The organism is Myceligenerans halotolerans (genome assembly GCF_054782975.1).
Map to the genome: position 1 here is coordinate 172222 of NZ_BAAGRL010000004.1, position 16618 is coordinate 188839.

Here is a 16618-nt window from a genome sequence, read left to right on the forward strand (position 1 = left end):
GCCGGAGCCGCACCTGATGAGGGGCGGGGTGCTTGACGGGCACCCCGCCCCTCATCGTGCCCGCCTCACCGGATCGCGATCCTGCGGGGCCGGATGCGTCCCGGACGGTCAGGAGAACAGGCCGACGACGGCGATCCCTGCCACTGCCGCGGCGACCGTGGCCACGAGGGTGCCGATCGTGCTGATCAGCGCCCACCGGACCCGGCTCGACCGGGCCAGGCGGACGGTCTCGACCATGGCGGTGGAGAAGGTGGTGAACCCGCCGCACAGCCCGGTGGCGAGGGCGAGTCGCCACGGTTCGACGGCGTCCGCATCGGCGCCGCCGAACAACACGAACCCGGCGACGACGCCGATGACGAGGGAGCCCAGCACGTTCACCACGAACGTGCCCCACGGGAACGCCCCGTGGTGCCGGGAGCGGATCGCGCCGTCGAGCACGAAGCGGGCGGCGGCCCCGACCGCACCGCCCCCGGCCACGAGGAGGAGCCCGATCACTCGTCCGTCTCCGCCCCCGCGGCACGGGACCGCCGCAGGTACGCGGCCCCGGCTCGCTCTCCGAGCAGGACGCCCGTGAGGCAGCACAGCACACCCAGGACGAGGGTGACCAGGACGTAGGCGACGGCCATGCCCGCCTGCCCGCCGGACAGCAGGCGCTCGGTCTCCAGCGCGAGGGCCGAGTACGTCGTGAACCCGCCGAGGAAGCCCGTGCCGCCCGCGAGGCGCACGTTGCGCCGCACCGGAGTCTCCCGGCCGAGCCGGGCCAGGGCCTCCAGCCCGAGCCCGAGGGCGAACGCGCCGACGAGGTTGACGGCGAGCGTGGCGAGCGGCCAGCCGCCCGTCGCGCCGGCGGCGGGCAGCAGGACTTCCGTGCCGTACCGCGCGGCGGAGCCGACGGCGCCGCCGACGGCGACCAGGCCGATCAGCGAGGGGCGCAGGTGGGCGGGCAATCTCCGGCGGCCGCCCGGGCCGGGCGCCGGCGCCGCGGGCGGTTCGGAGATCGATGCGTTCATCGAGGACCACGATGCCGCATACGTGTCCGTGCGCGCGACGGTGTTCATGCCGCGCCCTCGCCGTCGAGCGGGTGTTCCGGCAGGACCACCACGGGGCGGCGCTGGTCGTGGACCAGGTGACCCGCCACCGTGCCGCCCACCATGCTCGTCGCCCAGCCGCGCAGACCGGCCCGGCGCGCACCGATCACGATCATCGCGGCGCTGACCTCGTCGGCGACGCGCGCCAGTTCGCGCGCCGGGTCGCCCGCGCCGCGCACCGCGGACCAGGGCAACCCGACATCCGCCATGGAGCGGTTCAGACCGTCGAGCACGTCGGCGGCGTAGCGGTCGTCGGACATCACGATGTCGGGGTCCACCGACACCGCGAAACCGTTCGGCTCGGTCACCGCGGTCTCGTCCACCCAGAGGCAGACGATCTCGACGAGCGATCCCCCCAGGCTCTGCACGAGCGACGCGGCCCGGCGAGGGAGGTCCGGCTGCTTGTGGTCCACGCCGACCACGATGGATCTCATCGTCACGCCCTGAGGCTATCGGTCCGCTGTGAGCCACGTCACGAGTTTGCCCATCCGGTACCGTCGGAGTCAGGCCCCGGAGAACACGGCGTCAGTCCAGGTGGTCCGCCAGACCGAACAACGGGAACAGCCGCTCGGGGGAGCGGAACGTGGTGATGCCGGTGATCTTGTCCCCGTCGTTCTCCAGGACGGCCAGGCCCCAGGGGAACCAGCCGCCCGCCGGATCGGGCCGGTACTGGCCGTAGGCGAGCGACCCGTTCGCGCGCACCGGTACCAGACGCGAGCCCCGGCAGCCTGACCCGACGCCGAGCATCCAGGCGCGGATGTCCTCCACGCCCTGGAGCCACATGGCGTACGGCGGCATGTTCATGATGGCGTCCTCGCGGAGCAGGGCGCTGAGGCCGTCCATGTCGTACCGCTCGAACGCGTCGATGTAGCGCTCCAGGAGCGCGCTCTCCTTGTCGGACGGCGGGGTGGCCGGAGTGGAGGTCGCGGCGTCCAGATCGAGCGCGCGGTCCGACAGGGTGGCGCGCGCCCGCTGCAGGGCGCTGTTCACCGAGGCGACCGAGGTCTCCAGCAGCTCGGCGACCTCCTGAGCCGGCCAGCGCAGCACCTCGCGCAGCACCAGCACCGCGCGCTGCTTCGCGGGGAGGGTCTGCAACGCCGCGACGAACGCCAGCCGGACCGACTCGCGCGCGATCGTGGTGTCCGCGGGGTCGCCCGGCCCGGGCAGCACACGGTCGTCCGGGACGGGCTCGACCCACCGTTCCTCCGGTAGCTCGGCGGCGAGGGACTCCACCTCCGGGGGCGACGCCGCGCCCAGGCCCATGGGGCGCTCCCGCTTGGCACGGCTCGAGCCGAGCATGTCGAGACAGACGTTGCCGGCGATGCGGTAGAGCCAGGTGCGGAGCGACGAGCGCCCCTCGAAGCGGTCGTAGGAGCGCCACGCACGCAGCAGCGTCTCCTGGACCGCGTCCTCGGCGTCGAATGCGCCGCCGAGCATGCGATAGCAGTATCCGGTCAGCTCGCGGCGGTGCTTCTCGAGGCCCGCGACGAGCTCCGGATCGATCTTCTCGGCGTCGGGCGCGACGCCTGTCGACTGTGCCATGGCCCACACGCTACGCCGAGGGTCTGACACTGACGAGAAATGGCGGATTCTCAGGGCTCCCGGTCGATCTCGAACCAGACGGTCTTGCCCCGTCGGCGCGTCCGGGCGCTGCCCCTCGTCTCCTCGTCGAGCGTGGTGTCGTCGTCCACGTGCCGCTCCACGCCCCAGCGCGACGCCAGCCGTTCGAGGAGCTGGATCCCGCGGCCCCCGAACTCCCGCACGTCCGGGTCCCTCAGCCGCGGCTGCACGGACGACCCGTCGCGCACGCCGACGTGGACCCGCGTGGGGTCGATGTCGAGCTCCGCGCCGATCGGCGCCCGGCCGTGATCCAGCGCGTTCGTCAGGATCTCCGACGCGAGCAGCGTGATGGTGCGGCGCTGGGCGAGCGGAACGCCGCAGGTCTCGAGCATGTCGTCGATCCAGAGCCGGGCCGGTGCGAGGTCCGACAGATCGTCCGCCACCTTGCGCTCCACGCGCGCGGTCCCGGGCTCCGAGCGGTTGCTCGGCATGGCGGCCATCCGCACGCGCACGGCGAGGACGGCGACGTCGTCGTGCTGGTGCTGGCCGATCAGCCGCCGCACGAGGGTGACCGGGAGCGCCGCGGTCGCCGTGTGCGCGAGGCCCGCGAGGGTCTTCTCGAGGCCGGAGAGCGCCTCGTCGTCGGAGGCGGAGTGCTGTTCGGTGAGCCCGTCGGTGTACAGCAGCAGCGTCTCGCCCGGGCGGAGCAGCGTCGCGTGATCCGTGCGGCGAATGGTGGGGACGACGCCGAGCATCATGTCGCTGCGCGCGTCGAGCCGGTCCACGCCACCGTCCCGGCGGAGCACGAGCGGCGGCGGGTGCCCTGCGCTCGACCAGGTCACCTCGTACGTGCCGCCGCCGCGCTTGACCCGTTCCAGACGCACGAGCACGGCCGTGCCGGAGGCGTGCAGGCCCAGGCCGTCGTTCGCCTTGTCGAGCAGCCGCAGCAGCTCCGACGGCGCGGCGTCGTGGCTCCACGCGAGGGCGCGGAGCAAGGAACGAAGCTGGCCCATCGTGGCGGCGGCGTGCATGTCGTGCCCCGTGACGTCGCCGACCATGAAGATCGATGCGTCGTCGTCCAGCCGGACGGCGTCGTACCAGTCGCCGCCCACCTGGTCGGACCGGGTCGCCGGCGAGTAGGTGCAGGCGAGGTCGAGGTGAGCGATCTGCGGCAGGCGGCTGAGCATGGACCGTTGCAGGGTGGTCGCCGCCCGGCGGCGCTCGTCGAGCAGCCACGCGCGTTCCAGCGCGTCACCGGCGTACTGCGCGAGGGCCGCGCCCAGCGCGAACATGTCCTGGTCGTTGCGCGCCTCCCGCTCCCAGACGAAGATCACGACGCCGACGACGCCGCCCGGCCGGATGCCGAACGCCGTGCCGCTCGGCGAGAGCACGGGGAGAAACGCGCGTGCCCCCAGACCGTGGTTGCTGTACGGAGCGACCTCCGGGAACGCGGTGATCAGCTCCTCGTCCGACGCGTAGTAGAGGGGCTTGCCGGTCCGGACGACCTCGCAGACGGGGCGGGCGTCGGTGAGCCGGGCGTGCCGGAACGACGCCGGGAAACCCGGTTCGACGTGGGCCAGCGAGGTGTAGGTGATCCCGCGCCGATCGGTGTCGACGAGCGCGAGGCCGCAGTAACGGGCACCGATGCCGGTGGTGCCGATGTCGGCGATCACGGCGTCGATGTCGTTCACGGACTGCGCGCCGGCGAACGCCTCGCTGAGGGAGAGGAGGAAGCGGCTGCGCCGGTTCGCGCGGACCGCGGCGTGCTGCACGCGGCGGGCACGTTCGCGCTCGGCCTGGAGGCGGGACTCCGCACTGCAGGCCGCGGCGAGGTCCTCCAGGGTGGCGAGCGCCTCCGGGGTCCAGCGCCGCGGCCGCTCGTCGACGGCGACGAGCGCGCCGATCGGTCGCCCGCGCAGGTCGTGCACCGGGAACGCGGCGTAGGCGACGACGCCCAGCTCGCGCACGACATGGCCGGGGGCGAACGTCCGGTCGTCGCGGACGTCCTCGATCACCAGCGGCTTGTCCGCCTCGATCACGGGCATGGCGAGCCCGGTCCGGAGGCGGAGCAGTTCGTCGCCCGACGGCGTCGCCGCGGCGCCGGCGCGGTCCGGGCCGTCCCCGTCCGAGGGCGTGACGCCGTCGTCGGACAGGATCACGACGGCCGCGGCGGGCACGGCGAGATGGCGGCGCACCAGTCGGGCGAACCGCTCGAAGGCTTCATCGGCGGCCTGGGTCCCGAGGCCGACGTGCGCCAGGTCGTTCAGGGCCTGGAGGTCCGTCGGCATCTTCCCAGTATCACGGGAAACGTCCGGCCACGCCCGTCGACGGCGGATATCGGCGGGATGACGCGGCAGAACGGCCCTCCACGACGGCGCCTCCACGGGGCGAAGGTATGTGTAGGTATTGCGATCCACGTCACACCGCGCGCACACTGGACGAAGCATCGAACCCACAGTGGGGGTGGATCGTGACCGCAAGCGCTGGAACCTTCGACATGTTGCCGCTGCTCGGACGCGGCAAGCACCGGAACCCCAAGAAGGGCGCCTGCTTCATGGAGCTCGCGTCGTTCCTCGCGGGTGAGAGATGGAGCGACCACCCGTCGTGCACTCACCCGTTGGTGGCCATGCTCGCCCGTGCCGTCAACGACCTGACCTCGGATCACGCGCGTCCGCAGCTCGCACCGTTGATCCCGTCCGTGATCGGTCTGACCAGCGACGACCAACGCTGGGACGTCCGGATCGCGTTGCGCGCGGCTCAGGCCGCGCTGCCCATCTCACCCGCCGACCGGCAGCAGACCCTCGCCGTGGCGATCTACGGCGCCGAGCGCATGCTCGACGTGCTGGACGACAGGCCGTCCGGGACCCTCGCGCCGGAATCGGCCGAGGCTCTCGCGTCGGTTCCCAAGACGGCCGCCTGGGCCGAGCGGTTCTGCGCGGGAACCACGGTACGTCCCAAGCGATTCGTGCGGGACGCCGCACCGAGTGTGGTGTCGACAGCGGTCCAGGGAATCTCCGAGGCGTTCGTGCCCGACGTCGATGCCCGGCTGCGCAACCTGCTCGCCGACACGATCGACGACGCGCGCCGGTGGGCCGGCAGGGAGGACGGCGCGGTGCTCGATCCCGCCGCCTGGCGCGAGGTCGTCAAGGAGGCGCCGGTGGGGTGACGCCCACCGTTTCACCCGCGAATCTGCGAGATTAGTGCATGACGTGAGCGGAGGGCTCTACTAGCCTCGCAGGGGTGCAGCCCGAATCCGGACCGAACATCCCGCCGTACGCCGAGCAGGTTCCGCCCGTCGCCGTGCCTCCGGCGGCGGCCGTCCCGAGACGTCGCCGCACGGGCGTCGTGCTCGGCGTCGTGGCCGTCGTGGCGCTGGCGGTGGCGGGTGTCGCGCTGGCCTGGTTCCTCCTCCGGGAGCCGCCCGTCCCGCCCCACGACCCGGTCGCCGAGGAGTTCGGCGCTGCCCTGGGGTCGGGTGAGCTGGCGAACCTCCCGATGACCACCGAGACGTCCGTGGTTCCGGAGAAGCAGTACGAGGCCGTCTTCGAGGGCCTTGTCGGGTCCACCGACGGGTTCGACGTCTCGCTCGCGGAGACGACGCCGGTCGAGGAGGCCGACGACGGGACGGCGTCGTTCACCGCCACCTACGCCTGGTCCTGGCCGTTCGGCGAGGACGACGTCTGGGAATACACCACCGACGTCGAGTTCACCTACCCGGGGCCGGACGGGCGCGAGCCCGGCGTGTGGCAGGCGGCGTGGACCCCGGCGATCCTCGCGCCCGAGCTGGAGTCCGGGGAGCGGCTGGCCGTCGAACGCGTCGAGCCGCAGCGCGCGGACATCGTCGGTGCGGGCGGCGAGACGATCGTGACCGAGCGTGACGTCCTGACCGTGGGTGTGGACAAGTCGCGCGTCGAGGCCTCCGAGTGGACCGCGACCGCGCGGACCCTGGCCGACCTGCTCGACTTCGACGACGACGCGCGCGCCGACCTCGTGGCGCGCACCGAGTCCTCCGGCGACAAGGCCTTCGTGCAGGCGATCATCATCCGCGTGAGCGATCCCGACTACGACCGGCAGGCGCTCGAGGAGACCCCCGGCGTGCTGCTCATCCCGGGGACGCGGGCGCTCGCGCCGACCCCGGACTTCGCCCGCCCGATCCTCGGTACCACCGGCGAGGCCACCGCGGAGATCATCGAGGAGTCCGACGGGCGCATCGAGGCGGGCGACGTCGTCGGCACCTCCGGGCTCCAGGCCGTCTACGACGAGCAGCTCGCCGGCACGCCGGGGATCCGCGTCACCGCGACGAAGGCCGACAGCGACGACGAACCGCGCGAGCTGTGGGCGAACGACGGGAAGGACGGCGAGCCGGTCGAACTGACGCTCGACGTGGCGATGCAGCAGCACGCGGAGCAGGTCCTGGCCGACTCCGGCGAGGATTCGCCGAGCGCGATCGTCGCGGTCGACGGCACGACCGGCAGCGTGCTGGCGGCGGCGTCCGGCGAGGGGAGTCAGGGATACAACACGGCGATGCTCGGGCAGTACCCGCCCGGGTCCACGTTCAAGATCGCCTCCGCCCTGGGGATGCTGCGCAACGGGCTCACCCCGGACAGCACGGTCTCGTGCCCCGAGCGGATCGTCGTCGGCAAGGAGTTCGACAACGTCGACGGCTACCCGGCCGGTGCGCTCGGCGAGGTGCCGTTGCGTACCGCGTTCGCCCACTCGTGCAACACCGCGATGGTGGGGCAGCACGAGCTGGTCTCGCAGCAGGACCTGCACGACGCCGCCGCGTCGCTCGGCCTCGGGCTCGAGGCGTCGCGCCTCGGGGCGGCCGGCTACCTGGGCGAGGTTCCCGCCGAGGACATCAGCGAGGCGGACCACGCGGCGTCGTTCATCGGGCAGGCGCGGGTCCTCGCCTCGCCGCTGGCCATGGCGACGGTCGCGGCGAGCGTCGCCGGCGGCAGCACGGTGAGCCCGATGCTCGTGGTCACGGACGAGACCGAGGACGGCCAGGCGCCGTCGGGCACGTTGCAGGAGGACGAGGCCGCCACGCTCCGCGAGCTCATGGGCGGCGTCGTCCAGGAAGGGTCGGCGAAGGACGCACTCGCCGGCGTGTCGGGCGTGGTCGGGGCGAAGACCGGTAGCGCCGAGGGCAACGACGGTAAGACGAACGTCTGGATGGTCGCGATCAAGGGCGACATCGGGGTCGCCGTCTTCGTCGAGGACGGCGACTTCGGCTCGACCACCGCCGGCCCGATCATGCGCGACTTCCTGACGGGAAGCTGACGGATGCGCCTGGCCTGCCGGGACCCGGGTCCCGGCAGGCCAGGCGCATCCGTCAGGCCAGGCAGGGCCCGCTAGGCGCCCTTGACCCAGCCTTCCTCGGCGCACCTGGCCTTGAACGACTCGATGCCGGTCACCACGTCCTGCGGCCGGGCGAGGCTGCCCTGCTTGGCCTGGTCGAACGGTGTGCGGATGCGTTCCAGATCCGTGGTGACGTTCTCCGGGGAGAGCCCGATCAAGGACGAGATCCGATGGCTTATCGTCGAGACCTGGCCCTTCGTGGTCGAGGGGTCGAGAGGCTGGGCGACCGCCGGCGCGAGGGCCCGGACCTTGCCGGCCAGCGGGTTGCTCCCGCCGAAGAAGGCGTCACAGGACCCGATGACGTCGTACTCCTGGCTGAGCCCGACCTGGGTGTCCGGTGCCTGGAGATCGATCCGGCTCTCGCCGGAGGGGGTGGCGGCAGGGGTGCCCGCCGACTCGCCGGCTTGGGCGCCGGCCACCGAACAGCCGCTCAGCAGGAGTACGCCCGCGACGGCGGCAGCAATGATGGGGGTACGCATGGGAAGGATCTTTGTCGTTCCACGTAACGTTTCCAAACTTGTGATATGGCGGGTTTATGCCATCTGGGTGGCATAAACCCGCCACGTCTTGGTCCGGCTCAGCCCTTTCCGTCGCCCGGATCCGCCACGCTGCGGAGAACGGCCAGGCGGCTGCGGTACTCCGACTCGTCGATCTCGCCGCGGGCGTAGCGCTCGCCGAGGATCGCGACCGGGTTCGCCCCGGCCTGCCGCGCCCACGGCGGGCCCTGGCGGAACCCGCGCCGGGCCGACCGGGCGATCAGCACCACGATCGCCACGACGAGCAGGAACCACAGGATCGGGAAGATGATGAACCAGCCGGGTCCGCCGCCCCAGCCGTCGTGCGGCATGTGGGCGGCGACCTGTGCCAGGGTGTTCATGTCGGACTCCTCCGGTGTCGCGTTCGTGGCCGGTCCTTCCGGCCGCATCGCCAGTCTTCTCCGGGGACGTCCGGCCGTCGTCGGCCCGGCGTACCGTCTCCGCTACCCCGTCCGTACCGGTCAGAGCTCCCCGTCCCAGCCCGGCCGGACCAGTCCCGACTCGTACGCGACCACGACGAGCTGGGCGCGGTCCCGTGCCGCGAGCTTCGTGAGCACACGTGACACGTGCGTCTTCACCGTGGACTCCGAGAGGTAGAGCCTGCGGGCGATCTCGTCGTTGGCCAGCCCGCCCGCGACCTCCACGAGCACCTCGCGCTCGCGCGGCGTCAGATCGTCCAGACCCGGATGAGCCGGGACGTCCCGCGCCGCCCCGGCGACCCGCGCGAGCAGCCGACGGGTCACGCTCGGCGACAGCAGCGCCTCCCCCGACGCCGCGACACGCACCGCCCGCACCAGGTCGGCGGGGTCGGTGTCCTTCACGAGGAAGCCCGCGGCCCCCGCACGGATCGCCTCGGTGACGTACTCGTCGAGCTCGAACGTCGTCACCACCACCACGTGCACGCCGGACGCGCGCGCGTCCGCGGCGATCCGGCGGGTCGCCGCCAGGCCGTCGGAGCCGGGCATCCGGATGTCCATGAGGACGACGTCGGGCAGGTGCTCCAGCGTCAGAGCGACGGCGTCGTCGCCGGTGGCGGCCTCCGCCACGACGCGCATGTCCGGCTCGGAGTCCACCAGGGCACGGAACCCGCCGCGGACCAGAGCCTGGTCGTCGGCGAGCAGGACGTCGATCATGCGGGCTCTCCTCGGGGTTCGTCGTTCGTGTGGCCGGGCGGAGCGTCCGTGTCCTGGGCGGGCGGAGCGTCCGTACCGCGGGCGGATACGGCGTCCTTGCCGTCGGGCGCGGCGCCCGTGCCCGTGGCGGGCGCGGTGCCGGGCAGCGGGAACGCGGCACGGACCAGCCAGCCGACGTCGTCCGGCCCGGCCTCGAGCGTGCCGCCGAGTGCCTCGACCCGTTCGCGCATCCCCCGCAATCCGTATCCGCCCCCGTCGGCGCCGGACGCGCCACGACCGTCGTCGGACACTGCGACAAAGCATGACGTGCCGCTCCGGCGGACCGAGACGGCGACGCGGGTGGCGCCGACGGCGTGCCGGCGGACGTTGGTCAGCGCCTCCTGCACCACACGATGCACGGCACCGGCGACGCGGTCGGGAAGCCCGTGCGCGTCGACCTCCAGTGTCACCGTGAGTCCCTCGGCGCGGGTCTGCGAGGCGAGCCGCTCCAGCCCCGACAGGTCCCAGGTCGGGACGAGCGGCGGGTCGGCCATGTCCGCGGACGACGGCGGTCCGGGGCTCCCGGGTGGTCCGGCGCGTTCCGTGCCCGTGTCCGACGGCGGTCCGGGGTTCCCGGGTGCACCGGTGCGGGCGGAGCCCGCGGCCGTCGTGGTCCGCCCCTCGCCGGCCTCCATGCGGACGATCCCGAGGACCGTACGGACCTCGGCGAGGGCGTCGCGGCTCGTGTCGCGGATCGAGGTGAGGGCGGTCCGGGCCTGGCCGGGATCGCGGTCGAGCAGGTGCAGGCCGACGCCCGCCTGCACGTTGATGCCGGACAGGGAGTGGGCGAGGACGTCGTGCAGCTCGCGGGCGATCCGCAGCCGCTCGGCCGTGACGGCGGTGCGCTCGCGTTCGGCGGCGGTCTCGCGGGCCGCCAGCCGGGCGGCCGTCCGCCGGGTGGCGCGGTCCCGGATCGCGCTCGACACCAGGAGCGCGACCGCGGTCCAGGCGGCGCCGGCGACGAGGCTCGCCGGTGAGAAACCGCTGGCGAGTTCCCGCAGCCCGCCCTCGCCGGGGCCGCCGTGCGGCTCCCACCTCGAGTGGCCCGGCGGCCCGCCCCAGCTCGGTTCCTGGAAGACGGGCGGGGCGATCGCCCCCGCCGTCGCGACCATGCCGAGCAGCAGCGCGGCGCCGGCCCAGGCGATCATGCGACCTCGCCGGGCCGGTCCGCAGAGGATGACCACCGCCAGCAGCACCACCGGCTCGAGGATCGCCGGTCCCCAGGGATAGCCCGCGAGGAGATAGGCGCCGGTGGCGCCGACCGAGGCCGCCACCGCGGTCGCGGGACGCCGGGGCAGGAGGAGGACGATCGCGAGGGGGGTGACCAGGAGCAGGGCGAGCGCGCCGACGTCGAACGTCCGTGCCTCGGGCTGGGCGAACCCGGATCCGATGCTCCCGAGCACGGCCACACCCAGCGCCGCGGTCGCGACGAAGATCCGCGCGCGCCGCCGGCCCAGCGGTCCGCGGTCCGCCATGGCCGGAAGCGGGCGGCCTGCCTGCTCGAGCGACATGCTCGCCACGCTAGCCGGGCGCGGCGCCGGGCGCGTCCACCCGGGGTGCCGTATGCGACGGCACCCCGGACCCAGGGATGGCTGGTGGGCAGGGTGACCGGCCCGTCGTCGGAAGATCGGTCGCTCGGGGAGCCGACCACTCGACATCGAGCCGACCACTCGACATCCGGCCGATCGCTCGACGACCAGCCGACCGTGCCCGCCTGCGACGTCAGACGAAGCGGTCCATGCGGTCCGCGACGCGGCGGGCGCCACGGCCGCCGTCGGCCTCGTGGTCCCAGCGGTAGACCTGCGTGCCCGTGATGAAGACCCGCTCGGCACGCTGGGTGGCGTCGAACGGGTCGCCGGACCACAGGACGACGTCGCCGTCGAGGCCGGGCCTGACGGCGCCGACCCGGTCGTCGAGCCCCAGGAACGACGCCGGGTTGGTGGTGATCGCGGCGAGCGCGGTCTCCCGCGGGAGGCCGTCGCGGGCCGCGAACGACGCCTGGTGAACCAGGAAGTCGATCGGGATGACGGGGTGGTCCGTGGTGATCGCGACGCGGACGCCTGCCGCCGCCATCCTCGCGATGTTCACGTTGGCGCGCCGGCGCACCTCGACCTTGGAGCGGGACACGAACATCGGGCCGTAGATGACGGGGATGTCCTTCTCGGCGAGCAAGTCGGCGATCAGGTGCCCCTCCGTGCCGTGGTTGACCACGAGGCGGTAGCCGAACTCCTCCGACAGGCGGATGGCGGTGGCGATGTCGTCCGCGCGGTGGGTGTGCTGGTCCCAGGCGAGCTCGCCGGCGAGCACCCGCGCGAGGGTCTCCTTGCCCAGGTCGCGCTCGAACGGTTCGCCCTTGGCCTCGGCGGCGTCGCGCTTCGCGACGTAGTTCTGCGCGTCGACGAACGCCTTGCGGATCACGTGCGCGGTGCCGAGACGGGTGGACGGCAGCTTCTTCTGGTCGCCGTAGACGCGCTTGGGGTTCTCGCCGAGCGCGGACTTCACCGACACCGAGTCGCTGATCACCTGCTCGTCGATGGTCCGGCCGCCCCAGGTCTTGATCGCGATCGTCTGGCCGCCGATCGGGTTCCCGGAACCGGGCTTCAGGACCGCGCTCGTCACGCCGCCTGCAAGGGCGTCGTGGAAACCCTCGTCCTCGATGTTCACGGCGTCGAGCGCGCGCAGCGCGGAGCCGTCCGGGTCGGTCATCTCGTTGGTGTCCTGCCCGGCCCAGCCCTCGCCCTCCTCGTGGGTGCCGATATGGCCGTGCGCCTCGACGAAACCGGGGAGCAGCCACTTGCCCGAGCCGTCGACGGTGGGCGTGTCCTCGGGGATGTCGACGTCCTGACCGACGGCGGTGATCACGCCGTCCTCGATCAGGACTGTGCCGTTCTCCAGGGGTTCGGAGGCGACCGGGACGACGTATGCGCCGGTGATGGCGACGCTGGAGCGAGTTGTCATGGGCAACATCATGGCGCAGGCCCGGGGGCGGTCCGTCACGATTTCTCGCCCGGCGACCCAGTAGGCTCCTGGCGGACGTTCTACGCTAAGGAGACTCGACGTGGCATCCCGAAACCTCAGCAGGTTCCTCGGCGACACCTGGGGAACGCGCATCATCCGGATCCTGTTCACGATCGGGGCTGTCCTGACCGTGGCGTCCCTCGCGCTCATCCCGAGTGCCATGGGCCAGGCCGCCGACGCGGAGAGCCTGCTGTCCGACGGCGACCGTGCCACCGCTACCGGCGCCGAGGGGCGCGCCGAGGTACGGGAGCGGCGCCGCGACGGCGCGGACCGGCGCGAGGTCATGGACCCGGAGGTGCGGGCGACGGTCACTCTCCCGGACGGGGCGCAGCAGCTCGCCCTGAACGACCCGGAGGGCGCGCCCGAGACCGCGTACCTGGAGGACTGGGGCCCGGCACCCGCGCCCTACGAGGGCTCGTTCGAGGTGGTCTACGACCCGTCCGACCCGGCGGGCACGGTCATGGCCGTGACCGACGCCGAGGAGCAGGCGGCCTACACCCCCGCCGGGAACGTGGTCATCGCGGTGTTCTTCCTCGTGTGGACGCTGGCCTTCGCCTACCCGTTCTACCGCAGCTTCAAGAAGAAGCCGGAGGAGGCGCGGGCGTAGCCACGGGGCCGGCTTCAAGCAGGAGCTTGCTTACGCTTCAACGGGCTTTGGCGTAAGGAACCTCCTGGCGGCCTGTCCGGAGCCCGGCCGTCACCCCGCCGGGACGTTGCGCTCCAGCTCGGCCAGCCACGTCGTCGCCCGCGCGTCCGACGGCATCCGCCAGTCCCCGCGCGGCGACAGCGTGCCGCCGGCCAGGACCTTCGGACCGTTCGGGATCGCGGACCGCTTGAACTGGTTCGCGAAGAACCGGCGCAGGAAGACCTCCAGCCAGCGCCGGATCGTCGCGAGGTCGTAGTCCGTCCGGTCGGCGTCGCGGTAGCCGGGCGGCCAGGCGCCGCTGTCCGGGTCCCGCCACGCGTGCCAGGCCAGGAACGCGATCCGGCTCGGCCGCATCCCGTAGCGCAGCGTCCAGAACAGCGAGAAGTCCTGCAGCGCGTACGGCCCCACCGACGCCTCGGTGGACTGGGGAGCCTCCCCCTCGTGGGCCGGGATGAGCTCCGGCGTGATCTCCTGGTCGAGGATCTCGGCGAGCACCGCGTTCGTCCCGGAGCCGGCCTCCCCGAGCTGCTCGGTGTCGATCGCCCACCGGATCAGGTGCTGGATCAGCGTCTTCGGCACGCCCGTGTTGACCGCGTAGTGCGACATCTGGTCGCCGACGCCGTACGTCGCCCAGCCGAGCGCCAGCTCCGACAGGTCGCCCGTGCCGAGCACGATGCCGCCCCGGCGGTTCGCCAGCCGGAACAGGTAGTCCGTGCGCAGTCCGGCCTGCACGTTCTCGAAGGTGACGTCGTACTGTCGCGTGCCCGCCGAGTACGGGTGGTCGAGGTCCTTGAGCATCTGTTCGGCGGCGGGCTTGATGTCGAGTTCCTCGAACGTCACGCCCAGCGACCGCGACAGCCGGGTGGCGCGCTCCTTCGTCTCCGGCGACGTCGCGAAGCCCGGCAGCGTGAACGCGTGGATGTCGCCGCGTGGCCGGCCGAGCCGGTCCATCGCCTTGGCCGCCACGACCAGCGCGTGCGTGGAGTCGAGCCCGCCGGAGACCCCGATGATCACCTTGGGTGAGCCGATCGCCGTCAGCCGCCGCTCCAGGCCGCTGACCTGGATGTTGTACGCCTCGTAGCAGTCCTGCGCGAGCCGGTCGGCGTCGTCGGGCACGAACGGGAAGCGGTCGACGGCGCGGCGCAGTCCGACGTCGCCCGACGGCGGAGCCGCCGTGAACGTGACCTCCCGGAAGGCGCCCGACGACGCGGCGCTCCGCACGGCAGCCGCGCCTGCCGTGTTGCCCGTGCCCGCCGCACCGTCCGCACCCGCCGCGCCACGGCCGCCGTCGTACGCGATCCCGAGAGCCCGCGCGTTGTCGTCGAAGGACCCCTGGCGCTGGCGCTCCTGGCGGATCCGGTCCAGGTCGACGTCGACCACCGTGCGCCGCGGCCCGTGAGGGAAGCGCTCGGTCTCGCCGAGCAGGTCACCGCACTCGTAGACCATCGTCTGGCCGTCCCAGGACAGGTCCGTGGTGGACTCCCCCTGGCCCGCCGCCGTGTAGACGTACGCGGCGTTGCAGCGCGCGCTCGCGCTGCGCACCAGCAGGCGCCGCTCCTCGGCGCGCGACACCAGGACGGGGCTGGCGCTGAGGTTGAGCAGCACGGTCGCCCCGGCCAGGGCGGCGCGGGCCGACGGCGGCACGGGGATCCACATGTCCTCGCACACCTCGACGTGGATCGCGAGCCCGGTCACGTCGTCGGCCCGGAAGACGAGGTCCGTGCCGAGCGGTACGTCCGCGCCGAGGAGGCGCGTCGTGGTGTCCTCGATGCCGGCCCCGGCGGCGAAGTGCCGCGTCTCGTAGAACTCGCGGTAGTTCGGTAGGAAGGACTTGGGCGCGACGCCCAGGACGCGCCCGCGATGCACGACGACGGCGCAGTTCAGCAGCCGGTTCCCGTGCCGCAGCGGCGCGCCGACGACGATCACCGGCGCCAGATCCGCGCCCTCGGTGAGCAGGTGGCGCAGGGCGTCCAGCACGCCGTCGAGCAGGGTGTCCTGCAGGAGCAGGTCGTCGATGGCGTAGCCGCTGAGACACAGTTCGGGGAACACGGCGACCGCGACGCCCTCGTCGTGGCAGGCGCGCGCCTGCTCCAGGACGGCCGCGGCGTTCGCGGCCGGATCGGCGGGCGTGACCGGGATGGTGCAGGCCGCGACGCGGGCGAAGCCCTGGGCGTACGCGTTGTAGAAGTCCACGCCTCCGAGTCTAGGTTCGCGGTTCTTCGGCCGAAGCGCGGATCCGGCGTGGCGGCATGGGTACGCTCGCGAGCATGGATCCCATCGCTGGTGTCGATGTGAGGTTGCCGTCGCCGCTCGAGCCGCTCGACGACGGCCGGCTGGGGGCGGTGGGCGTGCGGGTCCTGCTGAAGCGTGACGACCTGATCCATCCGGACCTGCCGGGGAACAAGTGGCGCAAGCTGCACCGGAATCTTGATGCGGCGCGCGAGCAAGGAGCGTCCCGGTTGCTCACGTTCGGCGGGGCGTACTCGAACCACATCCGTGCTGTAGCCGCGGCTGGTGCGTTGTTCGGGTTCGAGACGGTCGGCGTGATCCGTGGTGAGGAACATCTCCCGCTCAACCCATCGCTGCGATTCGCCGTGGATCGTGGGATGCGGCTGGCGTACATGGACCGCACGACGTACCGGGTCAAGACATCGCCCGACGTCGTTGCCTCCCTCCGCGACTCGTTCGGGGACTTCTACCTGATCCCGGAGGGCGGCAGCAATGCTCTGGCCGTGCAGGGGTGCGCCGACCTGCCGGGAGAGATCGACCAGGCCTTCGATGTGATCGCGTGCGCGGTCGGGACCGGCGGAACTCTCGCGGGCATCGGTGCCGGCCTGGGGCCTGGGCAGCGTGCGATCGGGTTCTCGTCGCTCAAGGGCGGGGATTTCCTCCGCGATGATGTCGCTGCGTTGCAACGTGACGCACTCGGGCACACGACCGGCAACTGGTCGATCGAGACCGGATACCACTTCGGTGGGTACGCCAAGCGCAAGCCCGAACTGACGGAGTTCATCGACGATTTCGAGGCCCGGCACGGGATACGGCTGGACTGGGTGTACGTGGCCAAGATGATGTACGGCCTGTTCCACCTCGCCGAACGGGGCCGGTTCGCGCCCGGCACTGTCGTGGTCGCGGTCATCACTGGACCGGACTTCGAGGCTCAGACAAGATCGTGATAGCGCCGCTGCGTCGTCTTGCCGGTCGCGCCTTCTTGCCACGTGAGGGCGCAGAGCTGACAGG

Annotated in this window: 15 protein-coding genes; 4 read left to right on the top strand and 11 right to left on the bottom strand. The window is 72.5% G+C overall.

Features of this window, described 5'->3' with window-relative positions; genetic code table 11:
• Positions 1–108: 108 nt before the first annotated feature.
• The 5 genes from crcB to ACYVK5_RS01730 form a co-directional block, all read right to left on the bottom strand.
• Positions 109–495 carry a fluoride efflux transporter CrcB gene (crcB, locus tag ACYVK5_RS01710; RefSeq protein WP_460701557.1) on the bottom strand — a complete coding sequence of 129 codons (387 nt, stop codon included), beginning with the start codon at positions 493–495 and terminating at the stop codon, positions 109–111.
• Positions 492–1058: a fluoride efflux transporter FluC gene (locus ACYVK5_RS01715; protein ID WP_460701558.1), complete on the bottom strand. Its 567-nt coding sequence runs from the start codon at positions 1056–1058 to the stop codon at positions 492–494. The genes crcB and ACYVK5_RS01715 overlap by 4 nt, the downstream gene beginning before the upstream one ends.
• Complete coding sequence (locus ACYVK5_RS01720; RefSeq protein ID WP_460701723.1) at positions 1055–1522, bottom strand: universal stress protein; 468 nt, start codon at positions 1520–1522, stop codon at positions 1055–1057. Before ACYVK5_RS01720 ends, ACYVK5_RS01715 begins: the two co-directional genes overlap by 4 nt.
• A gap of 91 nt (positions 1523–1613) precedes the next feature.
• On the bottom strand, positions 1614–2630 hold the full coding sequence (locus ACYVK5_RS01725; protein WP_460701559.1) for a sigma-70 family RNA polymerase sigma factor: 1017 nt from the start codon (positions 2628–2630) through the stop codon (positions 1614–1616).
• Positions 2631–2680: 50 nt separating this feature from the next.
• Positions 2681–4936, bottom strand: coding sequence for a SpoIIE family protein phosphatase (locus tag ACYVK5_RS01730; RefSeq protein WP_460701560.1), 2256 nt, complete (start codon positions 4934–4936; stop codon positions 2681–2683).
• 182 nt (positions 4937–5118) lie between these two features.
• On the opposite strand from ACYVK5_RS01730, the gene ACYVK5_RS01735 reads away from it, so the two are divergent.
• Entirely contained in the window at positions 5119–5814 is a 696-nt protein-coding gene (locus tag ACYVK5_RS01735; RefSeq protein ID WP_460701561.1) for a hypothetical protein, read from the top strand.
• 74 nt (positions 5815–5888) lie between these two features.
• Positions 5889–7928: a penicillin-binding transpeptidase domain-containing protein gene (locus ACYVK5_RS01740; RefSeq protein ID WP_460701562.1), complete on the top strand. Its 2040-nt coding sequence runs from the start codon at positions 5889–5891 to the stop codon at positions 7926–7928.
• A gap of 71 nt (positions 7929–7999) precedes the next feature.
• Here the strand turns inward: ACYVK5_RS01740 and ACYVK5_RS01745 are convergent, their stop codons facing one another.
• The 5 genes from ACYVK5_RS01745 to ACYVK5_RS01765 form a co-directional block, all read right to left on the bottom strand.
• Positions 8000–8485: a hypothetical protein gene (locus ACYVK5_RS01745; protein ID WP_460701563.1), complete on the bottom strand. Its 486-nt coding sequence runs from the start codon at positions 8483–8485 to the stop codon at positions 8000–8002.
• Positions 8486–8583: 98 nt separating this feature from the next.
• Positions 8584–8883, bottom strand: coding sequence for an SHOCT domain-containing protein (locus tag ACYVK5_RS01750; protein WP_460701564.1), 300 nt, complete (start codon positions 8881–8883; stop codon positions 8584–8586).
• 120 nt (positions 8884–9003) lie between these two features.
• Positions 9004–9675 carry a response regulator gene (locus ACYVK5_RS01755; RefSeq protein WP_460701565.1) on the bottom strand — a complete coding sequence of 224 codons (672 nt, stop codon included), beginning with the start codon at positions 9673–9675 and terminating at the stop codon, positions 9004–9006.
• The gene (locus tag ACYVK5_RS01760; RefSeq protein WP_460701566.1) at positions 9672–11225 is read right to left on the bottom strand and encodes a sensor histidine kinase; all 1554 of its coding nucleotides are present in this window, start codon (positions 11223–11225) and stop codon (positions 9672–9674) included. The genes ACYVK5_RS01755 and ACYVK5_RS01760 overlap by 4 nt, the downstream gene beginning before the upstream one ends.
• Before the next feature lie 211 nt (positions 11226–11436).
• Positions 11437–12672 (bottom strand): amidohydrolase, encoded by a 1236-nt coding sequence (locus tag ACYVK5_RS01765; protein WP_460701567.1) that lies wholly within the window; start codon positions 12670–12672, stop codon positions 11437–11439.
• Positions 12673–12772: 100 nt separating this feature from the next.
• Between ACYVK5_RS01765 and ACYVK5_RS01770 the strand changes: the two genes are divergently transcribed.
• A complete protein-coding gene (locus ACYVK5_RS01770; protein ID WP_460701568.1) occupies positions 12773–13339 on the top strand; it encodes a hypothetical protein in 567 nt (188 codons plus the stop codon).
• Positions 13340–13429: 90 nt separating this feature from the next.
• On the opposite strand, the gene ACYVK5_RS01775 is transcribed toward ACYVK5_RS01770, so the two are convergent.
• A complete protein-coding gene (locus ACYVK5_RS01775; RefSeq protein WP_460701569.1) occupies positions 13430–15571 on the bottom strand; it encodes an NAD(+) synthase in 2142 nt (713 codons plus the stop codon).
• Positions 15572–15645: 74 nt separating this feature from the next.
• Here ACYVK5_RS01775 and ACYVK5_RS01780 point away from each other — a divergent pair, with 74 nt between their 5' ends.
• Entirely contained in the window at positions 15646–16554 is a 909-nt protein-coding gene (locus ACYVK5_RS01780; protein ID WP_460701570.1) for a 1-aminocyclopropane-1-carboxylate deaminase/D-cysteine desulfhydrase, read from the top strand.
• Positions 16555–16618: the final 64 nt, after the last annotated feature.

Bases quoted from the DNA above. Each gene is read 5' to 3' on its own strand.
- ACYVK5_RS01780 (WP_460701570.1), top strand. From the start codon at position 15,646: ATGGATCCCATCGCTGGTGTCGATGTGAGGTTGCCGTCGCCGCTCGAG.
- ACYVK5_RS01750 (WP_460701564.1), bottom strand. From the start codon at position 8,883: ATGAACACCCTGGCACAGGTCGCCGCCCACATGCCGCACGACGGCTGG.
- ACYVK5_RS01730 (WP_460701560.1), bottom strand. From the start codon at position 4,936: ATGCCGACGGACCTCCAGGCCCTGAACGACCTGGCGCACGTCGGCCTC.
- ACYVK5_RS01745 (WP_460701563.1), bottom strand. From the start codon at position 8,485: ATGCGTACCCCCATCATTGCTGCCGCCGTCGCGGGCGTACTCCTGCTG.
- ACYVK5_RS01715 (WP_460701558.1), bottom strand. From the start codon at position 1,058: ATGAACACCGTCGCGCGCACGGACACGTATGCGGCATCGTGGTCCTCG.
- ACYVK5_RS01760 (WP_460701566.1), bottom strand. From the start codon at position 11,225: ATGTCGCTCGAGCAGGCAGGCCGCCCGCTTCCGGCCATGGCGGACCGC.
- ACYVK5_RS01725 (WP_460701559.1), bottom strand. From the start codon at position 2,630: ATGGCACAGTCGACAGGCGTCGCGCCCGACGCCGAGAAGATCGATCCG.
- ACYVK5_RS01765 (WP_460701567.1), bottom strand. From the start codon at position 12,672: ATGACAACTCGCTCCAGCGTCGCCATCACCGGCGCATACGTCGTCCCG.
- ACYVK5_RS01755 (WP_460701565.1), bottom strand. From the start codon at position 9,675: ATGATCGACGTCCTGCTCGCCGACGACCAGGCTCTGGTCCGCGGCGGG.
- ACYVK5_RS01720 (WP_460701723.1), bottom strand. From the start codon at position 1,522: ATGAGATCCATCGTGGTCGGCGTGGACCACAAGCAGCCGGACCTCCCT.